17 protein-coding genes are annotated in these 25,228 nt (G+C 68.0%); 11 read left to right on the forward strand and 6 right to left on the reverse strand.

Going from position 1 to position 25,228, the window contains the following annotated elements:
• Positions 1–37 precede the first annotated feature (37 nt).
• The 4 genes from QZM15_RS02945 to QZM15_RS02960 all read left to right on the forward strand — a co-directional run bounded on the left by QZM15_RS02945 (position 38) and on the right by QZM15_RS02960 (position 5,286).
• Positions 38–1,087, forward strand: a complete 1,050-nt coding sequence (locus QZM15_RS02945) for an LLM class flavin-dependent oxidoreductase (RefSeq protein WP_099317472.1) — start codon at positions 38–40, stop codon at positions 1,085–1,087.
• Positions 1,088–1,097: 10 nt separating this feature from the next.
• Positions 1,098–2,453: an LLM class flavin-dependent oxidoreductase gene (locus QZM15_RS02950; protein ID WP_060968895.1), complete on the forward strand. Its 1,356-nt coding sequence runs from the start codon at positions 1,098–1,100 to the stop codon at positions 2,451–2,453.
• A gap of 66 nt (positions 2,454–2,519) precedes the next feature.
• Complete coding sequence (locus tag QZM15_RS02955) at positions 2,520–4,319, forward strand: amino acid ABC transporter permease/ATP-binding protein (protein WP_302105766.1); 1,800 nt, start codon at positions 2,520–2,522, stop codon at positions 4,317–4,319.
• Positions 4,320–4,353: 34 nt separating this feature from the next.
• Positions 4,354–5,286: an ABC transporter substrate-binding protein gene (locus QZM15_RS02960; RefSeq protein ID WP_302105767.1), complete on the forward strand. Its 933-nt coding sequence runs from the start codon at positions 4,354–4,356 to the stop codon at positions 5,284–5,286.
• Between the two features lie 75 nt (positions 5,287–5,361).
• Here QZM15_RS02960 and QZM15_RS02965 read toward each other — a convergent pair whose 3' ends face one another.
• Both QZM15_RS02965 and QZM15_RS02970 read right to left on the reverse strand, forming a co-directional pair.
• The gene (locus tag QZM15_RS02965) at positions 5,362–6,456 is read right to left on the reverse strand and encodes an LLM class flavin-dependent oxidoreductase (RefSeq protein WP_060310927.1); all 1,095 of its coding nucleotides are present in this window, start codon (positions 6,454–6,456) and stop codon (positions 5,362–5,364) included.
• A 70-nt stretch (positions 6,457–6,526) separates the two neighbouring features.
• Positions 6,527–7,495 (reverse strand): ABC transporter substrate-binding protein, encoded by a 969-nt coding sequence (locus QZM15_RS02970; RefSeq protein ID WP_059574362.1) that lies wholly within the window; start codon positions 7,493–7,495, stop codon positions 6,527–6,529.
• A 297-nt stretch (positions 7,496–7,792) separates the two neighbouring features.
• Here QZM15_RS02970 and QZM15_RS02975 point away from each other — a divergent pair, with 297 nt between their 5' ends.
• The 3 genes from QZM15_RS02975 to QZM15_RS02985 all read left to right on the forward strand — a co-directional run bounded on the left by QZM15_RS02975 (position 7,793) and on the right by QZM15_RS02985 (position 11,037).
• Positions 7,793–8,710 carry an alpha/beta hydrolase gene (locus QZM15_RS02975; RefSeq protein WP_302105768.1) on the forward strand — a complete coding sequence of 306 codons (918 nt, stop codon included), beginning with the start codon at positions 7,793–7,795 and terminating at the stop codon, positions 8,708–8,710.
• Positions 8,707–9,138: a MarR family winged helix-turn-helix transcriptional regulator gene (locus tag QZM15_RS02980; RefSeq protein ID WP_060310924.1), complete on the forward strand. Its 432-nt coding sequence runs from the start codon at positions 8,707–8,709 to the stop codon at positions 9,136–9,138. The genes QZM15_RS02975 and QZM15_RS02980 overlap by 4 nt, the downstream gene beginning before the upstream one ends.
• 453 nt (positions 9,139–9,591) lie before the next feature.
• Positions 9,592–11,037, forward strand: a complete 1,446-nt coding sequence (locus tag QZM15_RS02985) for a sialidase family protein (protein WP_302105769.1) — start codon at positions 9,592–9,594, stop codon at positions 11,035–11,037.
• Positions 11,038–11,097: 60 nt separating this feature from the next.
• Here QZM15_RS02985 and adhP read toward each other — a convergent pair whose 3' ends face one another.
• Positions 11,098–12,126: an alcohol dehydrogenase AdhP gene (adhP, locus tag QZM15_RS02990; protein WP_060310922.1), complete on the reverse strand. Its 1,029-nt coding sequence runs from the start codon at positions 12,124–12,126 to the stop codon at positions 11,098–11,100.
• A 419-nt stretch (positions 12,127–12,545) separates the two neighbouring features.
• Here adhP and QZM15_RS02995 point away from each other — a divergent pair, with 419 nt between their 5' ends.
• The 3 genes from QZM15_RS02995 to otsA all read left to right on the forward strand — a co-directional run bounded on the left by QZM15_RS02995 (position 12,546) and on the right by otsA (position 16,487).
• Positions 12,546–14,630, forward strand: a complete 2,085-nt coding sequence (locus QZM15_RS02995) for a TonB-dependent receptor (RefSeq protein ID WP_302105770.1) — start codon at positions 12,546–12,548, stop codon at positions 14,628–14,630.
• A 72-nt stretch (positions 14,631–14,702) separates the two neighbouring features.
• On the forward strand, positions 14,703–14,912 hold the full coding sequence (locus tag QZM15_RS03000; protein WP_099317480.1) for a hypothetical protein: 210 nt from the start codon (positions 14,703–14,705) through the stop codon (positions 14,910–14,912).
• A gap of 168 nt (positions 14,913–15,080) precedes the next feature.
• Positions 15,081–16,487, forward strand: a complete 1,407-nt coding sequence (gene otsA, locus QZM15_RS03005) for an alpha,alpha-trehalose-phosphate synthase (UDP-forming) (protein WP_059574355.1) — start codon at positions 15,081–15,083, stop codon at positions 16,485–16,487.
• 125 nt (positions 16,488–16,612) lie between these two features.
• Here otsA and ftsH read toward each other — a convergent pair whose 3' ends face one another.
• Positions 16,613–18,589 carry an ATP-dependent zinc metalloprotease FtsH gene (gene ftsH, locus QZM15_RS03010; RefSeq protein WP_124659295.1) on the reverse strand — a complete coding sequence of 659 codons (1,977 nt, stop codon included), beginning with the start codon at positions 18,587–18,589 and terminating at the stop codon, positions 16,613–16,615.
• Between the two features lie 473 nt (positions 18,590–19,062).
• On the opposite strand from ftsH, the gene QZM15_RS03015 reads away from it, so the two are divergent.
• The gene (locus tag QZM15_RS03015; RefSeq protein ID WP_302105771.1) at positions 19,063–20,727 is read left to right on the forward strand and encodes an acid phosphatase; all 1,665 of its coding nucleotides are present in this window, start codon (positions 19,063–19,065) and stop codon (positions 20,725–20,727) included.
• A gap of 96 nt (positions 20,728–20,823) precedes the next feature.
• On the opposite strand, the gene QZM15_RS03020 is transcribed toward QZM15_RS03015, so the two are convergent.
• Both QZM15_RS03020 and QZM15_RS03025 read right to left on the reverse strand, forming a co-directional pair.
• Entirely contained in the window at positions 20,824–22,689 is a 1,866-nt protein-coding gene (locus tag QZM15_RS03020) for a phosphoenolpyruvate carboxykinase (GTP) (RefSeq protein WP_302105772.1), read from the reverse strand.
• Positions 22,690–23,311: 622 nt separating this feature from the next.
• Positions 23,312–24,898 (reverse strand): isocitrate lyase, encoded by a 1,587-nt coding sequence (locus QZM15_RS03025; RefSeq protein ID WP_302105773.1) that lies wholly within the window; start codon positions 24,896–24,898, stop codon positions 23,312–23,314.
• Positions 24,899–25,228: the final 330 nt, after the last annotated feature.

The following is a 25,228-nucleotide window of genomic DNA, read 5'->3' on the forward strand; positions in this document are numbered from 1 at the left end:
ACCGTCCATCCACGCTCACGCAGGAACGTCGCTCACCATGTCTTATTCGCTTTCGCTGCTGGACAAGAGTCCGATTGCCGACGGCGCGACCGCCGCCGATGCGCTGCGCTTCACCACGACGCTCGCGCAACGCGCGGAACAGCTCGGCTACGCGCGCTTCTGGGTCGCCGAACATCACGGCACGCCGGGGTTCGCCAGCTCGGCGCCGGAGATCGTCGTCGCGCACCTGCTCGCGCACACGTCGCGCATCCGCATCGGCTCCGGCGGCGTGATGCTGCAGCATTACAGCCCGTTCAAGGTCGCCGAGACATTCAAGCTGCTGGCCGCGCTCGCGCCGGGCCGCGTCGATCTCGGCATCGGCAAGGCGCCCGGCGGGCTGCCGCTGACCACGCGCGCGCTGCAGTGGTTCCACGACAAGGCGCGCAAGCCCGATTTCGCCGGTCAGCTCGCGGCGCTCGACGCGTTTCTCGGCTGGGGCGTGGCCGAAGATCATCCGCTCGCCGGCGCGGTGGCGATGCCGGCGCCGCCGCAGTTGCCCGAACGCATCCTGCTCGGCGGCTCGCCGGACAGCGGCGCGCTCGCCGCGCGCAACGGCTGGCGCTTCTGCTACGCAGGCCATTTCAACGGCGACGACGCGAATCTCGAACGCTCGCTCGACGCGTACCGCGGCGCGGGCGGCGAGAAGCCGCTCGTCGCGCTGTACGCGGTCGCCGCGCCGACGCGCGACGAGGCCGAGCAACTGATCGGGCCGCTGAAGATTTTCAAGCTGCAGTTCGCGGGCGGCCAGAGCTTCAACCTCGCCAGTGCACAGGCGGCCGCGGAATTCGCGCGGCAAAGCGGCGCGTCCGACTACCGGATCGACGAGTTGCGCCCGACGGTACTCGCCGATACGCCCGAGCGCATCCACCGCGCGCTCGACGCATTGAGCCGGCGGCTCGACGTCGATGCGTTCGTGATCGATTCGCCGGTCACCGACTACGCGGCGCGGCTCGCGTCGGTCGAATGGCTGGGCGGCGCGCTGTCCACCACCCCGTTGCAGGCGGCCCTCACGGCCGACCGCTCCCTCTCCCCCGACCAGAACGCATGACGCTCCCATCATGACGACCCGACGATCGATCCCCTTCGGCCTGATGCTGCAAGGCGCAGGCAGCCACATGAACGCATGGCGGCATCCGAGCAACCCGCCGGATGCCAGCATCAACCTCGACTTCGCGATCGGCGTCGCGCGCAAGGCGGAAGCCGCCGGCATCGCGTTCGCGTTCGTCGCGGACGGCCTCTACATCAACGAGAAGTCGATCCCGCACTTCCTGAACCGCTTCGAGCCGCTGACGGTGCTGTCGGCGCTCGCGGTCGCGACGAAGAAAATCGGGCTCGCGGGCACGATCTCGACGTCGTACAGCGAGCCGTTCACGGTCGCGCGCCAGCTCGCGTCGCTCGACGCGATCAGCGGCGGGCGCGCGGGCTGGAACGTCGTGACGACGCCGCTCGAAGGCACCGCGAAGAATTACGGCAAGGCGCATCCCGATCACGAACTGCGCTACGAGATCGCCGACGAATATCTCGAGGTCGTGCAGGGGCTGTGGGACAGCTGGGACGACGATGCCTTCGTGCGCGACCGCGCGACCGGCCGCTTCTTCGATCGCGACAAGCTGCATACGCTCGATCACCACGGGCGCTTCTTCCAGGTCGCGGGCCCGCTGAACATCCAGCGCTCGCCGCAGGGGCAGCCGGTGATCTTCCAGGCCGGCTCGTCCGACACCGGCATCGGCCTCGCGGGCAAATACGCGGATGCCGTGTTCACGCATTCGCCGTCGATCGAGGAAACGGCCGCGTTCACGCGGCGCGTGAAACAGAGCGCGATCGAGCACGGGCGGCAGGCCGACGACGTGAAGATCTTCCCCGGCGTCGGGCCGATCGTCGGCCGCACGGCCGCCGAAGCGGAGGACAAATACCAGGCGATCCGCGACCTGCTGACGATCGACGAGGCGCTCGCGTACCTCGGCCGCTATTTCGATCACCACGATTTCACGCAGTACGCGCTCGACGCCCCGTTCCCGGAACTCGGCGAGCTCGGCCGCAACAGCTTCCGCTCGACCACCGACCGGATCAAGGCCGATGCGAAGCGCAAGGGCCTGTCGCTGCGCGAGACGGCGCTCGCGGTCGCTACGCCGCGCCCGAACTTCATCGGCACGGCCGAGCACGTCGCCGACGAGCTGATCCGCTGGCACGACGCAGGCGCGGGCGACGGCTTCATCCTCGGCTTTCCGGTGCAGGCGCAGGGCGTCGACGATTTCATCGAGCTCGTGATCCCGGTGCTCGAGGCGCGCGGCCGCTACAGCCGCGACCTGCCCGGCGCCACGCTGCGCGACCACCTCGGCCTGCCGCGCAAGGCGAGCCGCTACGCGACGCCCGGCACCGCCGCCCAGGAAACGGCCGCCGTAGCGCACGCCTGACGCGCCGCGCCGCGCCGCCCGTGCGCGGCGCGCCTGCCGATCGACCGATTCGAGGATGCCAACGACATGAGCGACACGACCCACCTCGGCGGCGCGTTGCCGCCGCTCTCTTCCCCCGGCGCACGCGAGCCCGGCACGCGTTTGCGGATCGTGCCCGCGCGCCACCGGTCGCGCACGGCCGGCACCGTGCTCGCGCTCGCGCTCATCGCGATCACGCTGCATTCGATCCTCGGCAACCCGCAATGGGGCTGGCCGGTGTTCGCCGAATGGTTCCTGTCGCCGCCGGTGCTGTCGGGGCTCGCGCGCACGCTGGTGCTGACGTTGCTCGGCGCGGTGTTCGGCTTCGTGCTCGGCGCGTTCGTCGCGCTGGCGCGGCTGTCGCGTTCCCGCCTGCTGTCCGCCAGCGCGTGGACCTTCGTGTGGCTGTTCCGCTCGATTCCGCTGATCGTGCTGCTGCTGATCCTGAACAACCTCGGCTACCTGTACGAGCACGTGCGGCTCGGTGTGCCGTTCACCGACATCGTGTGGTTCGACACGCCGACGACCGACCTGATCAGCCCGTTCCTCGCGGCCGTGCTCGGCCTCACGCTGAACCACGCGGCATTTTCCGCGGAAGTGATCCGCGGCGGCATTCTCGCGGTCGACCAGGGGCAGCTCGAAGCCGCCGCCGCGCTCGGTCTGCCGCGCGGCCGCCAGACCTCGCGGATCGTGCTGCCGCAGGCGATGCGCGCGATCCTGCCGACCGCGTTCAACGACCTGATCACGCTCGCGAAAGGCACGTCGATGGTGTACGTGCTCGCGATGCCCGAGCTGTTCTACACGGTGCAGGTGATCTATCGCCGCAACCTCGAAGTGATTCCGCTGCTGATGGTCGCGACCGTCTGGTACCTGATCATCCTGACCGTGCTGTCCGCGATCCAGGTACAGGTCGAGCGGCACTATGCACGCGGCGCGCTGCGCAATCCGCCGCCGTCGGTGGTCACGTTCGCGCTCGCGCGCCTCGGCGGGCTGTGGCGGCGTGTCGCGTCGCGCCGCGCGGCGGCGATCGCCCGTGCACAACCCAATGCCCGCACGCCTGCCGATACCGCTGCGGCCGTCTCGCGCACCGGCGGCGAAGTGGCCGTGCATGGCGTGTCGAAGCAGTTCGGCATGCAGCGCGTGCTCGACAACGTGTCGTTCGTCGCGCCGCGCGGCAGCGTGACCGTGATCGTCGGGCCGTCGGGCTCCGGCAAATCGACGCTGCTGCGCACGATCAACCATCTCGAACGCGTCGACGACGGTTTCATCGACATCGACGGCGAACTGATCGGCTATCGCCGCGACGGCGACGTGCTGCACGAGCTGAAGGAGCGCGACGTGCTGAAGCGGCGCACGGCCGTCGGCATGGTGTTCCAGAACTTCAACCTGTTCCCGCACCTGACGGTGCTCGAGAACCTGATCGAAGCGCCGGTCGCCGTCGCCGGCGTGACGCGCAATGCGGCCGAGCACACCGCGCGTACGCTGCTCGCACGGGTCGGCCTCGCGGACAAGGCCGACGCGTACCCGCGCCAGTTGTCCGGCGGCCAGCAGCAACGCGTCGCGATCGCGCGGGCGCTGGCGTTGCGTCCGAAGGTGCTGCTGTTCGACGAGCCGACGTCGGCGCTCGATCCCGAACTCGTCAACGAAGTGCTCGACGTGATCAAGGAACTCGCGCGCTCGGGCACGACGCTCGTGATCGTCACGCACGAGATCGGCTTCGCGCGCGAAGTCGCGGACAACGTGCTGTTCATGGAGCGCGGGCGCATCGTCGAGGCCGGACCACCCGCCGTCGTGCTCGACGCGCCGGCGCATGCGCGCACCCGCGCGTTCCTGTCGCGGGTGCTGTGATGCGCGCCGCTCCCGACTCGCGAGGTGCCGCACAATGACCGATCGACGCCAGTTCATCGTGGCCGCGCTGGCCGCGGCATCGGGCCTGTCGTGGCATGCGGCGCGCGCGGCGGCCGCCACGGCCGACCTCGACCCGCGCCAGGCCGGCCGGCTGCGCGCCGGCCCCGACGACGCGGCCATCCGCGCGGCCAGCGGCTACCGCTGGGTGCGCGACGGCGCGTTCACGGTCGCGATTTCACCGCACGCGCCGCCCGTGTCGACCTATGCGACCGACGCCCGCACCGTGGTCGGCGCCGATCCCGACTATGCGCAATTGGTCGCGGACACACTCGGCCGCACGCTCGTGCTGGTGCCGATCGCGTGGGCCGACTGGCCGCTCGGGCTGACGTCCGGCAAATACGATGCGGTGATCTCGAACGTCGGCGTGACCGAGAAGCGCAAGGAGAAATACGATTTCACGACCTACCGGCTCGGGCTGCACGGCTTCTACGTGCGCACCGGCAGCCCCATCGCGAAAATCGCGGAGCCGAAGGACGTCGCGGGTTTGCGGATCATCACCGGCGCCGGCACGAGCCAGGAGCGCATCCTGCTCGAATGGAGCAAGCGCAACGTCGCGCAGGGGTTGAAGCCGGCCGAGCTGCTCTATTTCGACGACGATGCGACCGCGCGCGTCGCGCTGCTGTCGGGCCGGGCCGATGCGGAGCTGAACCCGAACGCATCGCTCGCGTACGAGGCCGCGCGCACGGGCAAGATCCGCCGCGTCGGCGTCGTCAATGCGGGCTGGCCGGCGAATGCGGACGTCGCGATCGCGACGCGTCGCGGCAGCGGGCTCGCGCCCGCGCTGACGCTCGCGACCAACGCGCTGATCGGCAACGGCCGCTACGGGCAGGCGCTCGCGCGCTGGGGTTTGCAGAGCGAGGCGATCGCGCGAGCGGAGACCAATCCGCCGGGGTTGCCGTCGTTCTGAGCGTTTCGTTCAAAACCATCGCCCCGGCATGTCGTCACGGACATACCGGGGCGATTCGATTGACTTGTCGTTCCCCTACGCGGGCACCGCGGACCGGGAGCGATCGAGTTCCGCAATGTGTGCGTGAATCGCCGGGATCAGGTCGCGCCCGTAGGCCAGCGCATCGTCGAGCGGATCGAAACCGCGAATCAGGAACGTCGAGACGCCGAGCCGGTAATACGCGCCCAGCGCTCGCGCAACCTGTTCCGGCGTGCCGACCAGCGCGGTCGAATTCCAGCGTGCGCCGGTCAGGTTCGCGACACCCATCCACAGCCGCTCGTCGAGCACGTCGCCCTGCGCGGCGGCCGCCATCAGCCGCTGCGAGCCCGCATTCTGCGGCGCGTGGCCGTCGATCGGCTGGCCGTTCGCGAGCCGCGCCGCACGCACGCGCTCGCGGATCGCCTCCGCTTTCTCCCACGCGGCCGCCTCGGTATCGGCGACGATCGGCCGGAACGACACGCTGATGCGCGGCACACGCCCGAACGGCGCGGCGGCGGCCCGCACGCGCGCGATCTGCTCGCGCACCGCGTCGAGCGGCTCGCCCCACGTCATGTAGACATCCGCATGCTCGCCCGCGACCGCGAGCGCAGCCGGCGACGAGCCGCCGAAATAGATCGGCACATGCGGTCGTTGCGCGCCCTTCACGACCGGCGACGCACCGCGCAGCCGATAGAACGGGCCGTCGTGATCGACCGGCGCATCGGCCAGCCAGATCCGTTTCAGCACGTCGAGATATTCGCCGGTGCGGCGGTAGCGCGCATCGTGCGGCACGAAATCGCCGTCGCGCTGCAGGTCCGCATCATCGCCGCCCGACACCACGTTCAGCGCGAGCCTGCCGCCGCTGAACACGTCGAGCGTCGCTATCTGCCGCGCGGCCGCCGACGGCACGATCACGCCCGGCCGGTGCGCGAGCAGCAGGCGGATGCGTTCGGTCGCGGCGGCCGCGAACGACGCGACGATGAAGCCGTCCGCCGCGTTGCTGAAATGGCCGATCAGGATCTGGTCGAAACCGGCGGCCTCGTGCGCCCGCGCGAAGCGGCGCACGTAGTCGGGCTGGACGGCCGCGCCGCCCGGTACGTCGACCTCCGCGCCGGGTGTCGCGGTGATCATGCCGATGATGTCGACTGGCATGTCGGGATGTCCTTGGGTATGTCGATCAGGAATCGCGGGAATCGCTGCAATCGTGACGCGGGCCGCCCGGTCACTGCGCGGCTGCCGTCTTTTGCGCGGGCGCGGCGAACGCGCCCGCATACGAGCGGTCGAGCAGCTTCGACGTGTCGTACGCGGCCGGAATCACGCCGGCCTTGTACAGGAAATCGGCCGTGTTCTGCGCATCCTTCGCGGCCGTTTCGTCGACCGGGCCGACGCGCTGTTTCGCGTTGTCGAGCCAGCGATACGCAACGTCGGGTTCGAGCTTCGCGCGTTTCGCCCACAGGTCCGCGTACTCGCGCGGATGAGTGTCGACCCACTGGCGCGCCACCACCACGCGCCGCAGGAAATCGGTGATCTCGGCGCGCTTGCCCGACGCGGCCTGCTCGTTCGCGGCGACGAAGCTCAGCGCCGGCATCAGCCCTTGCGCGGTCGCTACGGGGCGCGCGCCTTGCCGCAATGCGAGCGTGCTGACGAACGGCTCCCACAGCGACACGGCGTCGACCGAACCGTTCGCGAGCGCGTTGGTCGCGTCGATCGGCATCAGGTACGCGTACTTCACCGAATCGGCGCGCAGGCCCGCGTGTTCGAGCGCGCGCAGCACGAGCTGCTGGCTCCACGCGCCGCGCCATACCGCGATGGTCTTGCCCTGCAGGTCAGCCACGGTCCGCACCGGCGAGTGCTTCGGCACGAGGATCGCGACGCCGTCGAGGCTCTGCCGCGACACGGCGACGACCTTGACCGGCGCGCCGCGCGCGGCCAGCGTGAGCAGCGCGGAATCGCCGAGGAAGCCGAGGTCGATCGCGTTGCCGTTCAGGCTTTCGGCCACCGGCGCGGCGGCCTGGAAGTGCTTCCACTCGATCGTGTAAGGCAGGTCCTTCAGCACGCCGGATGCTTCCATCGACGCCTGGATGTTGAAGTAGTTCTGTTCACCCACGCGCAGCGTGACGGTGTCTTTGGCGATGCCCGGCTGCGCGGCGAGCGCCAGCAAGAGCGCCGTGACGATTCGGCTCGGCAACATGATCTCCCGGAAGGTTGGCGGGCGGCCTTGCGACGGCGACGCCCTATGGTCCGCCGTGCGAAACCGCCGGCGCAACGGATGGAACCGGTGAAGATACGTCGATCCACTTCATGACACAAACGCAATATTCTTCTATGTAAAGATGCAAATATTTTATGAATTACGCGTGCATGCCCGGGGCTCGCCGCACCACCGCCGCCACGTGAAATTCGAATGATTCCTCGATGGATATTTCGTGCGCGAAATAAATCCCGCACTATATTTCGCATACGAAACAACTGCCCGAACGAGGACGCCATGACCGCCCGACCCATCGAGTTTTCCGCCGCCGACGGCTATGTGCTGCACGGCACGCTGTGGTCGCCGCATGCGCCGCCGCGCGCGCTGGTGCTGATCCATCCGGCGACGGCCGTGCCCGAGCGGCTGTATGCGGGCTTCGCGCGCTTCCTGACCGAGCGCGGTTTCGCGGCGCTGACCTACGACTATCGCGGCATCGGCGCATCGCGGCCCGCGCGTCTGGGCGCGCTGCACGCCCGCATGCGCGACTGGATGGAGCTCGACGTCGGCGCCGCGACCGCCTGGGCCCGGCACACGCATGAAGGGCTGCCGCTGCTGGCGGTCGGCCATAGCGTCGGCGGACATGCGATCGGCCTGTCCGGCGCGACGCCGCATCTGCGCGCGGCCGTGCTGGTCGCCGCGCACGCGGGCAGCACGCGGCTGATCGCGCAGCCGGCCGAACGCCTGAAGGTGCGGCTGATCCTGCGCGTGCTCGGCCCGCTGACGTCCGCACTGCTCGGCTACGTGCCCGGCAAGCGGCTCGGGCTCGGCGAGGATCTGCCGGCCGGCGTGTTCCGCGAATGGAGCCGCTGGACGACGCTGCCGCACTACTTCTTCGACGATCCGACGCTCGGCGCGGCCGAGCGCTTCTCGAAGCAGCGCTTGCCGATCCTCGCGCTCGGCTTCGACGACGATCCGTGGGCGAATCCGGCCGCGATCGGCCTGCTGGTAAGCTATCTGACCCGCGCGAAGGTCGAACGCCGCCAGATCGATCCGCGCGCGGCGGGCAGCGGCCCGGTCGGGCACATGGGCTTCTTTCGGAGCCGGCCCGGCGCCGTGCTGTGGCCCGACGTCGCCGACTGGCTCGCGCAGGCGCTCGACACGCCGCGCACCGCGGGCCGCCCCTCCCTTTCCATTGCAGCCGGGAACCCAGCTTGAGCGAAGACCGACGACTGTTTTTCCTGTTGAACATCGGCCAGCGGCGCGTGCAGCGCTGGATCGACCGCAAGGCCGAAACCGACACGCGCGCGAGCGCCGCGCAGGCCGGCGCGCTGTTCTGCCTCGCGAAGCAGGACGGCGCGCTGATCGGCGAAGTCGGCGCCGCGCTACAGCTCGCGCCGTCCGCGATGACGGGGCTCGCCGACCGGATGGCGAAGGCCGGCCTCATCACGCGCCATGCCGATTCGGACGACGGCCGCGCGACGCGGCTGTACCTGACCGACGCAGGCCACACGGCCCTCAAGCGTGCGCGCGTGCTGCTGCGCGAACTCAACGGCAAGCTCTGCGACGGGTTTTCCGATGACGAACTCGACGTCGTCGCCCGCTGGCTGCACGCATTGCAGGAGCGGTTTCCGGCGGAGCGCTGAACGGCGCTTCACGCGCGCGCGACCGGCTCGTGCCGGCATCGATCGCAAGCGATTGCGATTCGCGTTTTCGATTCGATTTTCATGCCGCCGCAACGGCAAATCTTGCGTGCCGGACGCCCGCTTCCGGCAACGCTTTCCGGCTACGTCCTGTTACAAAAAACCGCCTGTCGCGCGACATTCGAATCGCCTACATTGCAATCCACTTCGACACATTCGTCGCATGCCCGGACTGGCTTTCCCGACGGGTCGACATCGCAGACACAGCCGACAAGCAAGGAAAACGAAGAGGAGTCTTGACCGAAGCGCTGGCGGCATCCAGCGCACGCGGTTCGCGATGGCTGAAACGGCATGCTGAACGGCACGTAACGACGCGTGCGGCACGACCGGTCGCACCGGTTCGCGTCGTCTCGTCGTGCCCCGCCATCGCCTCCGCACCTCACCGAGGAGTCGTCCATGCGACGCATGATCGTGTCCCATCCGCTTGTTACCCGCCTGTCCGCCGCGATGGCGCTGGCCGCCGCCGCCGCGGCGCACGCCGAGCCCGTCGTCGTGTCCGGGCCGAGCCCGTTCGCCGCGTGCACCATCGGCGGCCCGGGCACCAACTACGTGAATGCAGAAGTCGAACCGTGGCTCGCGGTCAATCCGGCGAACCCGAACAACATGATCGGCGTGTGGCAGCAGGACCGCTGGTCGAACGGCGGCGCCCACGGGCTCGTCGCCGGCTATACGTTCGACGCCGGCGCGACCTGGGCGCGCACGCCGCAGCCGTTCAGCGCCTGCGCGCCGGGCGGGCTCAAGTACGAACGCGCGTCCGATCCATGGGTCTCGTTCGGGCCGGACGGCACCGCGTACTCGGTGTCGATCTCGTTCAACCAGTCGAACAACGGCAACGCGGTGGGCGCGTCGGTGTCGACCGACGGCGGACAGACGTGGAGCAGCCCGGCCGTGCTGATCGCGAACGACGAGCCGACGACGCAGTTCTTCAACGACAAGGAATCGGTGACGGCCAACCCGGTGAAGGCCGGCACCGCATACGCGGTATGGGACCGTCTCGAACTGCCGAACGGCAACCCGTACGCGAACCTGCACACGCAGGCGTACCGCGGGCCCACGCTGTTCTCGAAGACGACCGACGGCGGCAAGACGTGGAGCGCCGCGAAGGTCATCGTCAACGTGCCGTCGCGCCAGCAGACGATCGGCAACCAGATCGTCGTCGATCCGAAGAGCGGCACGCTCTACGATTTCTTCGACCTGATCCAGCCGCCGTTCGGCAAGGCGGCCGGCAAGGTCGCGTTCGTCAAGTCGACCGACGACGGCGCGACGTGGACCAAGCCGCGGATCATCGCGGGGCTGCAGACGGTCGGCGTCACGGATGCGAACACCGGCGAACCCGTGCGCACCGGCGACATCATTCCGGAACCCGCGATCGACCCGGCATCGGGCCAGCTCTACGTCGTGTGGCAGGACAGCCGCTTCAATGGCGGCACGTACGACGAGATCGCGATATCGACGTCGAAGGATGGCGGCGCGACGTGGAGCGCCCCGCGACAGGTGAACACGCCGACCGGGCGCCCCGCGTTCAATCCGTCGGTGCGCGTCGACAACACGGGTGCGGTGATGGTCACGCACTACGACTTCCGCGACCTGCAGGCCGGCAACACGACGACGCTGCCGACCGGCTTCTGGCGCAAGATCTCGCACGACGGCGGCGCCACGTTCGCCGACGAGCGGCGCGTCGGCGGCCCGTTCGACATGAAGCTCGCGCCCAACGCCGAAGGGTTCTTCATCGGAGACTACCAGGGGCTCGACGTCATGCCGTCGTCGTCGTTCCATCCGTTCTTCGTGCAGACGAGCGCGGGCAATCTGACGAACCGCACCGACGTGTTCTTCGCGCCGTGATGCGCGGATGACCGTCACGCCGCCGCGACGCGATGCGTCGCACGGCGGCGTGCGTGGGCATCAATGCATGTCGGTGAGCACGATGCGCCCGTCGACCTTCCCTTCCCGCAGCTTCGCGAACACGTCGTTGATGTTGCCGAGCCGGTCGCGATGGATATGCGCGCGCACCAGGCCGTCCGCCGCGAAATCGAGCGACTCCTGCAGATCGCGGCGCGTACCGACGATCGACCCGCGCACGGTGATGCCGTTCAGCACGGTCGAAAAGATCGGCAGCGGGAAATCGCCGGGCGGCAGCCCGTTGAGCGCCACCGTACCGCCGCGCCGGACCATCCCGAGCGCCTGCGCGAACGCGCTGCGCGACACGGCCGTGACCAGCACGCCGTGCGCGCCGCCGATTTCCTTCTGGATCACTTTCGCGGGATCGTCGACCGACGCATCGATCGTCAGATGCGCACCCAGTTGCCGCGCCAGCGCGAGCTTGTCGGGTGAAATGTCGATCGCGGCGACGTGCAGGCCCATCGCACGCGCATACTGCACGGCCACGTGCCCGAGGCCGCCGATGCCGGAGATCGCGAGCCACTGGCCCGGGCGCGTATCGGTGACGCGAATGCCCTTGTAGACCGTGACGCCCGCGCACAGGATCGGCGCGATCTCGTCGAACGCCACCTGCGCGGGCAACTGGCCGACGTAGTCGGGATCGGCCAGCACGTATTCGGCGTAGCTGCCGTTCACCGAATAGCCGGTGTTCTGCTGGCCATGGCACAGCGTTTCCCAGCCCGTGCAGCAGTACTCGCAATGGCCGCAGGCCGTGTAGAGCCACGGCACGCCGACGCGATCGCCCTCGCGCACGTGCGTGACGCCCGCGCCGACCGCCGCGACGATCCCCACGCCTTCGTGGCCGGGGATGAACGGCAGCGACGGCTTGACGGGCCAGTCGCCGTCGGCCGCGTGCAGATCGGTATGGCAGACGCCCGACGCCTTGATGTTGACGAGAATCTGGCCGGGGCCCGGCGTCGGGACCGGCACCTCCTCGATACGCAACGGCTCGCCGAACGCGTGTACCACGGCCGCTTTCATGGTCTGGGTCATGCGTTGCTCCTGTCTGGTCGATGAGCGACCCAGTATCCGGTTTCGGAATCGGAGCGCGTTGATACGCGTCAACGCATTGGAACGGATGCAGCGGTCGACGCGGCTTCGGCACGATCGGCGTCGTTTGACGCGAAAGCGCGAGCCGGCGGTTGCACGCCGCCCGCCGCTCCCGCCGCGCTTTCACCGTTCCAACGGAAAGCCGACGAGATCCCGTCATCCGGCTTGGAATTTGACATGATATAACATATCATTTCGCGTGCTCGTCTCCCTGACACCGTTCCAGTCAGGGGGCCGCGCGTCGCCGAGCCATGTTCCAACGGGTCACTGCGCGTCACTGACGCAACAATATATCGTATCTATCCGTGACCTGCATCGCTCGTTATCCGATCCCGATCCCGATTCCAACCGATTCACCGACCATGCGCGACCTCCCTCGCTTACCGCTTCGCCCGCTCTCGTCCCTGTCGCTGATGCTGTTCGCCGCCGTCGCCCACGCGCAGACCGATGCGCCCGCCGCATCCGGCGCGCCAGCCGCCTCATCGTCGCCGCTCGCACGGATCTTCGTGACGGCGAACCCGCTCGGCGACGCCGAACCGATCGCACCGACCGTCCAGCTTTCCGGCGATGCGCTGACGCGCCGCCAGGCCGATTCGCTCGGCGAAACGCTCGACGGGCTGCCCGGCGTGTCGACCACCACCTACGGGCCGATGGTCGGCCGTCCGATCATCCGCGGGATGGACGGCGACCGGATCCGGCTGCTGCAGAACGGCGTCGCGGCGTATGACGCGTCGTCGCTGTCGTACGACCACGCGGTGCCGCAGGATCCGCTGTCGATCGAGCGCGTCGAGATCGTGCGCGGCCCGGCCGCGCTGCTGTACGGCGGCAATGCGGTGGGCGGCGTGGTCAACACGATCGACAACCGGATTCCGCGCGAAGCGATCCAGGGCGTGACCGGCGCGCTCGACGCGCGCTATGGCGGCGCGAATTCCGTGCGCGCCGGCGCCGCGCAGGTCGAAGGCGGCAACGGCCGCTTCGCGTTCCACGTCGACGCATTCGATCGCGAAACGAGCAAGCTGCGGATTCCCGGCTACGCACGCAGCAGCCAGCAACGCGCGATCGACGGCCCCGATACGCCGCAGCCGGAAGGCAACGTGCCGAACAGCGACGGCCGCGTGCACGGCGGTGCGGTCGGCGCGTCGTACACGTGGGCGGACGGTTTCGCGGGCCTGTCGTACAGCGGCTACGAATCGAACTACGGCTCCGTCGCGGAGAGCGACGTGCGGCTGCGGATGCGCCAGGAACGCCTCGCGCTCGCATCCGAGGTGCGCAACCTGAGCGGGCCGTTCACGAAACTGAAATTCGATTTCGCCTACACCGATTATCGCCACAAGGAAGTCGACAACGGCGAGACCGCGACCACCTTCCGCAATCGCGGCTACGAGGCGCGCATCGAGGCGCGCCATCGCAAGATCGGGCCGTTCGAAGGCGCGATCGGCGTGCAGTTCGGCCAGAACACGTTCTCGGCGCTGGGCGACGAAATGCTCGTGCCGTCCACGCGCACCAACAGCGTCGCGCTGTTCGGCCTCGAGGAATGGCAGGTCGTTCCGGCGCTGAAGCTGAGCCTCGGCGGCCGCTTCGAGCACGTGAAGGTCGATCCCGATCCGGCCGGCGTGGAGAAATTCGCGCTCGCGCAGCCACGCGACTTCAACGCGGGCAGCCTGTCGGCCGGCGCGCTGTTCTCGCTGACGCCCGTATGGTCGGTCGCGGCGAACGTCGCGTACACCGAACGCGCGCCGACGTTCTACGAGCTGTATTCGAACGGCCCGCACGATGCGACCGGCCAGTTCCTGATCGGCAACCCGAACGCGTCGAAGGAAAAGGCCGTGTCGACCGACCTGTCGCTGCGCTATGCGAGCGGGCCGAACCGCGGCAGCGTCGGCGTGTTCTACAACCGCTTCTGGAACTATCTGACCGAATACAACACCGGCCGCGTGGTGGGCGACGACGGCGAACCGGTCGCGCCCGGCACCGACGGCTCGCTCAACGAGGCGATCTATCGCGGCGTGCGCGCCGAGTTCTACGGCATCGAGCTGGACGGCAAGTGGCGTGCATTCGCGCGGCGCGGCCATACCGTCGATCTCGAACTGACGGCCGACTACACGCACGCGCGCAACGTCGATACGGGTCAGCCGTTGCCGCGCATCGCGCCGCTGCGCGCGACGCTGGCAGCCGACTACGGCTACGGCCCGTTCGGCGCGCGTGCGCAAGTCACGCACGCGTGGTCGCAGCATCGCGTGCCCGACAACGACTTCTCCACCGACGGCTACACGTCGCTCGGCGTGATGCTGACGTACAAGTTCCGCGTCGGGCCTACGCACTGGCTCGCGTACCTGCGCGGCGACAACCTGACGAACCAGGAGATTCGCTACGCGACGTCGGTCGTGCGCGGCTTCGCCCCGCAAGGCGGCCGCAGCGTGATGGCCGGACTGCGCACCACGTTCTGACCTTCGTACGGCCCGCGGCGCCCGCCGCGGGCGAACACGACGCGCTTCGAGGGGAATCTCACGATCGCGCAGATGGACGAGACGACGCAGCGGAACGCGGCGCGGCAGCGCGGCGTCGTCGGCCGGTACGCGCCGCGGAGGCTTGCGCACACTGCGTTCGCCGTGCGGCGCAAGTTTCGGTCCCGCTCGGGCATCGCCCGTTACCGTATCGCTGCCATGGATACCGCGCGGCAGGCGCGCCCGCCCCGTCCGTCGACACGGACTTTTAAAACGCACGAATGACGAGTATCCTAAAAAAAGCACTTTTCGACCGGGCGGCGAATCGCGTGCCCTGACTCCCGTCCGATCGCCATGCGGCCCCGTCGTATCGCGCACCGCGCGCCGACGGCGGCGTCTGCCTCTCGCGCCTAGGCCGCACGAACCTTCCCCCAACAATCGTCAGGAGAGCTGGTGAGCCGACTCGTCGTCGTATCCAATCGCATCGCGGACCCTCGTAAAGCCGCGGCCGGCGGCCTCGCCGTCGCCGTGAAGGACAGCCTGCAGGAAACCGGCGGCGTCTGGTTCGGCTGGAGCGGCAGGCTACGCGGCGGCGACGATCAGCCCACGCATGGCGACGACGTGCAGGTCCAGAACGTCGGCGGCATTCAGCTCGCGACGGTCGATCTCGATCCGCAGGACTACGACGCTTACTACCTCGGCTACTCGAACAACGTGCTGTGGCCGGTGTTTCACTACCGGCTCGATCTCGCGCAGTTCGACCGGCGCTTCGCCGACGGCTACCGGCGCGTGAACCAGTTGTTCGCGCGCAAGCTGCGCACACTGCTGCGGCCCGACGACGTGATCTGGGTGCACGACTATCAGCTGATTCCGCTCGCCGCCGAGCTGCGCGCGATGGGCTGCACGAATCCGATCGGCTTCTTCCTGCACATTCCGATGCCGCCGCCGCCGATCATGGCCGCGATCCCGGAACACGAATGGCTGATGCGCTCGCTGTTCGCGTACGACCTCGTCGGCTTCCAGACCGAATCGGATCTGCTCCACTTCGAGCATTACGTCGAGGCGGAAGCCGGCGCGGCGCGGCTGCCGGACGGACGGCTGCGGGCATTCGGCCGCACGCTGTCGGCCGGCGCGTTCCCGATCGGCATCAACGTCGACGAGTTCGAGTCGCTCGCGCGCGATCGCGACGGCCTCGACATGTTCGAGCGCATGCGCGACGAATATTCGCGGCGCCAGTTGCTGGTCGGCGTCGACCGGCTCGATTACACGAAAGGGCTGCCGCAGCGCGTGCATGCATTCCGCGAGCTGCTCGAACAGTATCCGGAGAACCGCGACCGCGCGACGCTGATCCAGATCGCCGCGCCGAGCCGCGAGGATCTCGGCGCGTACGACGACCTGCGGCGCGAGATGGACAGCCTGTGCGGCGCGATCAACGGCGACTACGGCGAGCTCGAATGGATGCCGATGCGCTACATTCACCGCACCGTCGCGCGCAAGCGCCTGCCGGGCCTTTACCGCGCGAGCCGGGTCGCGCTCGTCACGCCGCTGCGCGACGGGATGAATCTCGTCGCGAAAGAGTTCCTCGCGGCTCAAGACGCGGCCGACCCGGGCGTGCTCGTGCTGTCGCGTTTCGCGGGTGCGGCCGAACAACTGAAGTCGGCGCTGCTCGTCAATCCGTACGACACGCAAGGCACCGCGCAGGCGATCCAGCGCGCGCTCACGATGCCGCTCGAAGAGCGCCGCCAGCGTCACGCGGCGCTGATGGCGATCATGCGCAAGACCGACGTGCACTGGTGGCGCACGCGCTTTCTCGAAGCGCTCACCGAAGCGGCCGAAGTGGCGGCCGCGACCGAATCCTGACGCGCCGACGCGCGCTCACGCCCCTGCCGCCGCGCATGCGAGCACGACGCCGCTCGACCGATACGTGCGCGTCGCTCATGGCGACTCCGTGGCGGGAAAGAACGGAAAGAAAACGCGCGACGGCTTCATCGATCGGTTTCGTGCGGCCGGCCGTACGCGACGAAATCGCGCTCGACCGCCGACGCCTGCTCCGTTTCGATCGCACCGCCGCGCGCGCTCGTTTCGTCGCCGGGTAATACCGGCGTGGCCGACGACGGTTCGATGCGCCCGTCGATCAGCGCCTGCAGCACATCGCGTTCGAGCACCTCGCATTGCAGCAGCCGTCGCGCGATGCGTTCGAGCGCGTCGCGACGTTCGCCGAGCGTCGCCGCGACCCGCGCATGCGCATCGGCCAGCAGCGTGCGCACCTCGTCGTCGATCATCCGCGCGGTGTGCTCGCTGCAGCGGCCGTCGCCCGCATGCCATGCGCCGGGCAGCCCCTGGCGCGCGTCGCCGTCGTCGAACGTCGCGAGCCCGATCTTCTCGCTCATTCCATACTGCATGACCATGTGGCGCGCCATCGCGGTCGCGCGTTCGAGATCGTTCTGCGCGCCGGTCGACACATCGCCGAACACGAGTTCTTCCGCCACGCGCCCGCCGAGCAGCGCGTCGATCCGGTCGAGCAGCTCGCTGCGGCGCAGGACGTAGCGATCCTCGGTGGGCACTTGCTGCGTGTAGCCGAGTGCCGCGACGCCGCGCGGAATGATCGACACCTTCTTCACCGGGTCGCAATGCGCGCGGCTTTCCGCGACGAGCGCATGGCCGGCTTCGTGATACGCGATGGTCAGCTTCTCCTGCTCGTTCATCACGCGGCTCTTGCGCTCGAGGCCCGTCAGCGCGCGGTCGATCGCCTCGTCGAAGTCGGCCATGCCGACTGCCGGCTTGCCGAGTTCGGCCGCATGCAGCGCGGCCTCGTTGACGACGTTCGCGAGATCGGCGCCGACGAAGCCCGGCGTGCGCGACGCGAGCTCGCCGAGATCGACGTCGGCCGCGAGCTTCACGCGCTTCACGTGCACGTCGAGGATCTGGCGGCGGCCGTTCACGTCGGGCCGGTCGATCGCGATGTGGCGATCGAAACGCCCCGGCCTCAGCAGTGCAGGATCGAGGATCTCGGGCCGGTTCGTCGCGGCCATGATGATCACGCCGGAGCCGGCCTGGAAACCGTCCATCTCGACCAGCAACTGGTTGAGCGTCTGTTCGCGCTCGTCGTTGCCCGACATCGGGCCGACGCCGCGCACCTTGCCGAGCGCATCGAGCTCGTCGACGAACACGATGCACGGCGCCTTCTGCTGCGCCTGCTCGAAGAGGTCGCGCACGCGCGCGGCGCCCACGCCGACGAACATCTCGACGAACGCCGAGCCGCTGATCGAGAAGAACGGCACGGCCGCCTCGCCCGCCACCGCGCGCGCGAGTAGCGTCTTGCCCGTACCCGGCGCGCCGACGACGAGCACGCCTTTCGGAATCTTGCCGCCGAGCCGCTGGTAGCGGTCGGGGTTGCGCAGGAACGCGACGAGCTGCTGCAGTTCGGCCTTCGCTTCGTCGATGCCGGCGATGTCGTCGAACGTGATGCCGGTTTCCTGCTGCACGTACACGCGCGCGCGGCTCTTGCCCATGCCGGTGAAGTCCTGCAGCCCGCCGCGCTTGCGCAGCATCATGTTCCATACGAACACGAGCAGCATCAGCGGCAGCAGCCACGACGCGAGCGATGTGAGCCAGCCGGTGTCGGGCGTGCCGTGATAGCGGATGCCGGCGGCGGTCAGCGTGTCGATCAGGTGCTCGTCGGTCACGCGGCTGGTCGTGAAGCGCCACGGCGCGCCGGCCTGCCGCACGACCGCGGCATCGGACGCAGGCAGGATCGTGCCGGCCTGCGGCATCTTCAGCGTGCCCGAGATCGACGCCGGGCCGACCTCGAGATCGTCGACGAGCCGCGCCGCGACGAGCCGGTGGAAATCGCTGTATGCGATCGGCGCCGACGTCGGGCGCAGCATCAGCAACTGCGCGGCGAACAGCACGAAGAAGCCCGCCGCGATCAGCAATCCCGGGTAGTCGAATTTCCTGTCCATGGCATCGGGCCGGCCCTGCCTGTTGCGCGGCGTGCGCTCACGCCGGCACGCGCGCGCATCCGGTATGCGGCCGCGGCAGCCATGCGAAAACGGCATGCATCCGCGCCATCGTCGCCTCGCTGTGTCGCGTCGTTCGTCGCATCGATCCCGCCTCGGCAACCCCATCGGCCGGCGTCGCCGGGCGGCCCTCGCCCGGGCGGCACGCCGCGACGCACCGCCCCTGGTTCAAGTCTAGTTCGCGCACGGACGTCGCGCATCGCTCGCCGTGCGAGCGTCGAATCGTCAGACGAACGGCTTTCATCCGCCCCCTTGCCGCGTTATAGTCGCGTGCATGACATTTTCGTGACAGCCGCAGTGCGCCGCCTCGCACGATGCCGGCCGTTGCATTTTTTCGCCCTGCGTCGCGTCAGTCCGCGCGATGCCGGCGCGCATCGAACGACCACACCCACCCGCCCACCCGAGGAGCCCACGACGTGAACGACACCCCCGATCGCCCCGACGACCTTCCCGCCGATCCCGACCGCCGCCGTGTGCTCGGCGGCCTCGCCGCGATCGGCGCCGGTGTCGCGCTCGCCGGCTGCGAAACCACCGCGGGCAACGCGCCGCGTTCGGCCGCCGACCTGCGCATCGACGAAGCGTTGCGCCAGCGCGTGCGCCACATCGTCGTGATCTATGCGGAAAACCGCAGCTTCGCGAACCTGTACGGCGATTTCCCCGGCGTGCGCTACCCGCTGAGCGAAGTGCGGCCCGAGCACGCACAGCAGCTCGATCGCGACGGCAAGACGCCGCTGCCGGTGCTGCCGAAGATCTGGGGCGGGCTCGTGCAGCAGGCGCAGGAGGTGGACGGCAAGCGCTACGCGATCGCCGAGCGCGACATCGACAAGCTGCCGAACGCGCCGTTCCGGATTACCGACGCGCAGGGCAAGCCGCTGCCGAACGGCGTGATCACGCGCGACCTGTGGCATCGCTTCTACCAGAACCAGATGCAGATCGCGGGCGGCCGCAACAACCAGTTCGCCGCGTGGGCCGATTCGGGCGGCCTCGTGATGGGCCATTACCGCAATTCCGCCGACACGCTGCGGCTGTGGAATCTCGCACGGCAATACACGCTGTGCGACAACTTCTTCATGGCGGCCTTCGGCGGCTCGTGGATGAACCACATGTTCCTGATCTCCGCGCAGCCGCCGCTGTATCCGGACGCGCACAAGCATCCGCATGCGGCGAAGCTGTTGTCGAAGGTCGAAGGCGACGATCCGGCCGGCACGCGCCTGAAGCTCGCCGACGATTCGCCCGCGTCCGCGCTCGACGGCCCGCCGAAATTCGCGGTCGACGGCCCGCTGACGCCGGACGGGTACGGCGTGAACACGATGGCGCCGCCGTACCAGCCGAGCTACGTGCCGCCGCCCGATCCGGGCAACGCCGCGTATGCGGATCCGGCCGACCATCGCGTGATGCCGCCGCAGGGCTACGCGACGATCGGCGACCGCCTGTCGGAGAAGAACATCGACTGGGCGTGGTACAGCGGCGCGTGGCAGTACGCGCTCGATCATCGCGACACGGGCACGGTGCCCGACTTCCAGTATCACCACCAGCCGTTCAACTACTTCGCGAACTACGCGCCCGGCACCGAAGCCCGCCGCAAGCATTTGCGCGACGCGGGGCTCGGCGACGAACCGTCGACCAACCACTTCATCGCCGACATCGACGCGGGGCGCCTGCCTGCCGTCACGTTCTACAAGCCGCAGGGCAACCTGAACATGCACGCGGGCTATGCGGACATCGAATCGGGTGACCGCCACATCGCAACCGTGATCGACCATATCCGGCGCGGGCCGCAATGGGAACACACCGTGATCGTGATGACGCACGACGAGAACGGCGGCTGGTGGGATCACGTCGCGCCGCCGGTCGGCGATCGCTGGGGCCCCGGCTCACGGATCCCGGCGCTCGTGATCTCGCCGTTCGCGAAAAAGGGCTTCGTCGATCACACGCTGTACGACACGAACTCGATCCTGCGCTTCATCAGCCGCGTGCACGGCCTCGCGCCGCTCGACGGCGTGGTCCGGCGCGACAACGCGTTCGCCGCGCGCGGCGCGACGCCGCCGGGCGATCTGACGAACGCGCTCGATCTCGGCTGACAACCGGTCGATCGCGTGAAACGACGACGCCCCGGGCCACGCGACGGTGGCCCGGGGCGTTCATACCGCTTCCAGAGGTGGCGTCGATGCCGCTCGTCAGCCGCCGATTCGCTGCTCGATCTTCTTCATCGTGTCGCTCATCTCGGCGGGCAAGCGCAGCTTCAGCATGTCGAACAGCGCCGCGTGCAGCTTCAGTTCCTCGCGCCATTCGTCCGCGTTCATCGACGTCACCGCATCGAATTGCTCGCGCGTGAAATCGAGGCCGTCCCAGTGCAGGTCCTCATACGCAGGCGACACGCCGAACGCATGCTCGCCGCCGCCGCCGGTGCCTTCGAGACGATCGAGCATCCACTTCAGCACGCGCATGTTCTCGCCGAAGCCCGGCCACACGAACTTGCCATTCGCATCCTTGCGGAACCAGTTCACGCAATAGATCTTCGGCAGCGTCGCGCCGGCGGCCTCGAGCTGCTGGCCGAGTTTGAGCCAGTGCGCGAAATAATCGCTGACGTTGTAGCCGCAGAACGGCAGCATCGCGAACGGATCGCGGCGCACGACGCCCTGCTGGCCGACGGCCGCCGCGGTCGTCTCGGAGCCCATCGTCGCGGCCATGTACACGCCTTCGACCCAGTCGCGCGCTTCCGTGACGAGCGGCACCGTCGTCGAGCGGCGGCCGCCGAAGATGAACGCGTCGATCGGCACGCCGGCCGGGTTTTCCCAGTCGTCGTCGATCGACGGGCACTGCGCGGCCGGCGCGGTGAAGCGCGAATTCGGATGCGCGGCCTTGCGGCCGGTTTCCTTGCCAATCTCGGGCGTCCACGGATTGCCCTGCCAGTCGGTCAGCTTCGCGGGCGGCGTGTCGGTCAGCCCTTCCCACCACACGTCGCCGTCTTCCGTCAGCGCGACGTTCGTGAAGATCACGTTTTCCTTCAGCGTGGCGATCGCGTTCGGGTTGGTCTTTACGCCGGTACCCGGCGCCACGCCGAAGAAACCGGCTTCCGGGTTGATCGCATACAGGCGGCCGTCGCGGCCCGGCTTCAGCCACGCGATGTCGTCGCCGATCGTCGTGACCTTCCAGCCGTCGAAGCCCTGCGGCGGGATCAGCATCGCGAAGTTGGTCTTGCCGCACGCGGACGGGAACGCGGCCGCGACGTGATACTTCTTGCCGGCCGGCGACGTCACGCCGAGGATCAGCATGTGTTCCGCGAGCCAGCCCTGATCGCGGCCCATCGTCGACGCGATGCGCAGTGCGAAGCACTTCTTGCCGAGCAGCGCATTGCCGCCGTAGCCCGAGCCGAAGCTCCAGATCTCGCGCGTTTCGGGAAAGTGCACGATGTACTTCACCGGATTGCACGGCCACCGCACGTCCTGCTGGCCGGCTTCGAGCGGATGGCCGACGCTGTGCACGCACGGCACGAAATCGCCGTCCTCGCCGAGCACGTCGTACACGTCGCGCCCCATGCGCGTCATGATCCGCATGTTCACCGCGACGTACGGGCTGTCAGACAACTCGACGCCGACGTGCGCGATCGGCGAGCCGAGCGGGCCCATCGAGAACGGCACGACGTACAGCGTGCGGCCGCGCATCGCGCCGCGGAACAGACCGTTGAGCGTCTCGCGCATTTCGGCCGGATCGATCCAGTTGTTGGTCGGACCGACGTCGTCGCGCGAAGCCGCGCAGATGAACGTGCGATCCTCCACGCGCGCGACGTCAGACGGATCGGATTGCGCGAGATACGAGTTCGGGCGCTTCGCCGGGTTCAGGCGCGTGAGCGTGCCCTGGTCGACCATCGCCTGGCACAGCGCGTCGTATTCTTCCTGCGAACCGTCACACCACACGACGCGCTCGGGCTCCGTGAGCGCCGCGATGCGCGATACCCAGTCGATCAGCTCGCGATGCTTGACGAAGGCCGGCGGAGCGATCAGCGGGCCATGCGTTGCTTCGGCCAAAGTGTTTTGCGACATGGGGATGTCTCCAGATTATTGGGCGGGGGATGGGGGATGCGGGGTGAACCCGCGAGATGGGAATGCGTGCGGAGCGCAGGGAGCGGCAGCGCGCAGCAGAACGGGACGCGCGAGTGGAGCGCGCGTCGATGCCGCGATGCGGGCGAGAGAAGGTGATGTCTCGTATATAAGCGTGCGAACGCGAGTTTCGCCATGCAAGCAACCTGCCATACAACTCCATGTCGGCCAGCATACCATCGCCGTTATTGGGCGGGCGTTGCGTTGCAGCAAGAAACCCGCTGCGCCGGCTCGCCGGCATGCGCGTTGCAGGCAGGTTCTTTTTACGGCGTCGTCGCACACCCTTTGGGGACGAAACGCGTGTGACGACCGCCCTGCAAGGGTTTCGCACGAGCGGCAATTTCAACCTGCCGCTTGGGCAAACGAACAACGCGAACACACGCCGTGCGAATCAGCGTTTTCGCTACTCAGGCAAACCCTGAATCAGTTGCGTACACAAACATCCTGTTCGAATCGCGATAGACGCCCCCGCTCGAAACGAGGTGCCGGGCAATCACGCGCTCCACGCGTCGAATGAAAAAAAGCCAACCCGTCACGGATTGGCTTTCTGCCGCGGATATGACGATTACGCGAACTGGTTCATCGTGTTGTCCTTGCCCGCTGCCTTCAGCGCCGCTTCGCCGCTGAAGTATTCCTTGTGATCGTCGCCGATGTCCGAACCGGACATGTTCTGGTGCTTCACGCACGCGATGCCCTGACGGATTTCCTTGCGCTGCACGCCGGCCACGTAGCCGAGCATGCCCTGGTCGCCGAAGTATTCCTTGGCCAGGTTGTCGGTCGACAGCGCGGCCGTGTGGTACGTCGGCAGCGTGATCAGATGGTGGAAGATGCCTGCTTCACGCGATGCATCGGCCTGGAACGTACGGATCTTCTCGTCGGCGAGCTTGGCCAGTTCGGTGTCGTCGTATTCGACGCTCATCAGTTGCGCACGGTCGTAAGCCGACACGTCCTTGCCTTCGGCCTTCATCGCGTCGTAGGCCTGCTGACGGAAATTCAGCGTCCAGTTGAACGACGGGCTGTTGTTGTACACCAGCTTCGCGTTCGGGATCACCTTGCGGATCTCCCTGACCATGCCGCCGATCTGCGCGATATGCGGCTTTTCGGTTTCGATCCACAGCAGGTCGGCGCCGTTCTGCAGCGACGTGATGCAGTCGAGCACGCAACGCGCTTCGCCCGTGCCGGCGCGGAACTGGAACAGGTTGCTCGGCAGGCGCTTCGGACGCAGCAGCTTGCCGTCGCGCTTGATGACGACGTCACCGTTGCCCAGCTGATCGGCCGACAGCTCCTCGCAGTCGAGGAACGAGTTGTATTGATCGCCCAGGTCGCCCGGCTGGTTCGTCACGGCGATCTGCTTGGTCAGGCCGGCGCCCAGCGAATCGGTACGCGCGACGATGATGCCGTCGTCCACGCCCAGCTCCAGGAACGCGTAGCGAATCGCGCGGATCTTCGCGAGGAAGTCCTCGTGCGGCACCGTGACCTTGCCGTCCTGGTGGCCGCACTGCTTCTCGTCCGACACCTGGTTCTCGATCTGGATGCAGCACGCACCCGCTTCGATGAACTGCTTGGCCAGCAGGTAGGTCGCCTCCGCGTTGCCGAAGCCGGCGTCGATGTCGGCGATGATCGGCACGACGTGCGTGACGTGGTTGTCGATCTTTTCCTGGATCGCGGCCTTGGCAGCCGGGTCCTTCGCGGCATCCAGCTCGCGGAACAGGCCGCCCAGCTCACGGGCGTCGGCCTGGCGCAGGAACGTGTACAGCTCGCGGATCAGCGCGCTGACCGAGGTCTTTTCGTGCATCGACTGGTCCGGCAGCGGGCCGAACTCCGAGCGCAGCGCGGCGACCATCCAGCCCGACAGGTACAGGTAGCGGCGTTCGGTGCTGTTGAAGTGCTTCTTGATCGAGATCATCTTCTGCTGGCCGATGAAGCCGTGCCAGCACCCCAGCGACTGCGTGTACTTGGACGGATCGGCATCGTACGCGGCCATGTCGGCGCGCATGATCTTCGCGGTGTACTTCGCGATGTCCAGGCCGGTCTTGAACTTGTTCTGGGCACGCATGCGGGCCGCATACTCGGGGCTGATGGCGTTCCACGCGCTGCCGTGGTTTTCCTTCAAGCCAGCCACTGCCTTGATGTCGTCTTGATATTGGGACATGTCTATCTCCTGGGAACGAAGCGCATTTGAGTAAAGAGTTCAGCGTGCCCGCCGCGTGTGACGAAGCGAACTGCATGGACTCAATAGTAATCCCGCCCGGCAACATTTCGGTCAAGTCTTATATAAGACATAAGATATAAATTTTTGTTGTTTTTCAATGAGATAGCCACGCGTTTTTGCGATGCAAAACACGGTTTCAAGCGGCGGTAAAACGCCGCGGCGGGAAGCCGATGCGAATTCCGCGATATGAAATCTCCTTTCGGCTGCTGGAGAACGGGCCGCGCGGGCAAGGCCGGACAGCGACGACTGCTCTCCCCTTTGTCATGGCTG

The sequence above is a fragment of the Burkholderia sp. AU44665 genome (genome assembly GCF_030504405.1).
Classification (GTDB): Bacteria; Pseudomonadota; Gammaproteobacteria; order Burkholderiales; family Burkholderiaceae; genus Burkholderia; species Burkholderia semiarida.

Excerpts from the sequence above, each read along its gene's own strand:
- QZM15_RS02945 (WP_099317472.1), top strand. The coding sequence starts at position 38 with ATGTCTTATTCGCTTTCGCTGCTGGACAAGAGTCCGATTGCCGACGGC.
- QZM15_RS02950 (WP_060968895.1), top strand. The coding sequence starts at position 1,098 with ATGACGACCCGACGATCGATCCCCTTCGGCCTGATGCTGCAAGGCGCA.
- QZM15_RS02955 (WP_302105766.1), top strand. The coding sequence starts at position 2,520 with ATGAGCGACACGACCCACCTCGGCGGCGCGTTGCCGCCGCTCTCTTCC.
- QZM15_RS02960 (WP_302105767.1), top strand. The coding sequence starts at position 4,354 with ATGACCGATCGACGCCAGTTCATCGTGGCCGCGCTGGCCGCGGCATCG.
- QZM15_RS02965 (WP_060310927.1), bottom strand. The coding sequence starts at position 6,456 with ATGCCAGTCGACATCATCGGCATGATCACCGCGACACCCGGCGCGGAG.
- QZM15_RS02970 (WP_059574362.1), bottom strand. The coding sequence starts at position 7,495 with ATGTTGCCGAGCCGAATCGTCACGGCGCTCTTGCTGGCGCTCGCCGCG.
- QZM15_RS02975 (WP_302105768.1), top strand. The coding sequence starts at position 7,793 with ATGACCGCCCGACCCATCGAGTTTTCCGCCGCCGACGGCTATGTGCTG.
- QZM15_RS02985 (WP_302105769.1), top strand. The coding sequence starts at position 9,592 with ATGCGACGCATGATCGTGTCCCATCCGCTTGTTACCCGCCTGTCCGCC.
- adhP (WP_060310922.1), bottom strand. The coding sequence starts at position 12,126 with ATGACCCAGACCATGAAAGCGGCCGTGGTACACGCGTTCGGCGAGCCG.
- QZM15_RS02995 (WP_302105770.1), top strand. The coding sequence starts at position 12,546 with ATGCGCGACCTCCCTCGCTTACCGCTTCGCCCGCTCTCGTCCCTGTCG.
- QZM15_RS03000 (WP_099317480.1), top strand. The coding sequence starts at position 14,703 with ATGGACGAGACGACGCAGCGGAACGCGGCGCGGCAGCGCGGCGTCGTC.
- ftsH (WP_124659295.1), bottom strand. The coding sequence starts at position 18,589 with ATGGACAGGAAATTCGACTACCCGGGATTGCTGATCGCGGCGGGCTTC.
- QZM15_RS03020 (WP_302105772.1), bottom strand. The coding sequence starts at position 22,689 with ATGTCGCAAAACACTTTGGCCGAAGCAACGCATGGCCCGCTGATCGCT.
- QZM15_RS03025 (WP_302105773.1), bottom strand. The coding sequence starts at position 24,898 with ATGTCCCAATATCAAGACGACATCAAGGCAGTGGCTGGCTTGAAGGAA.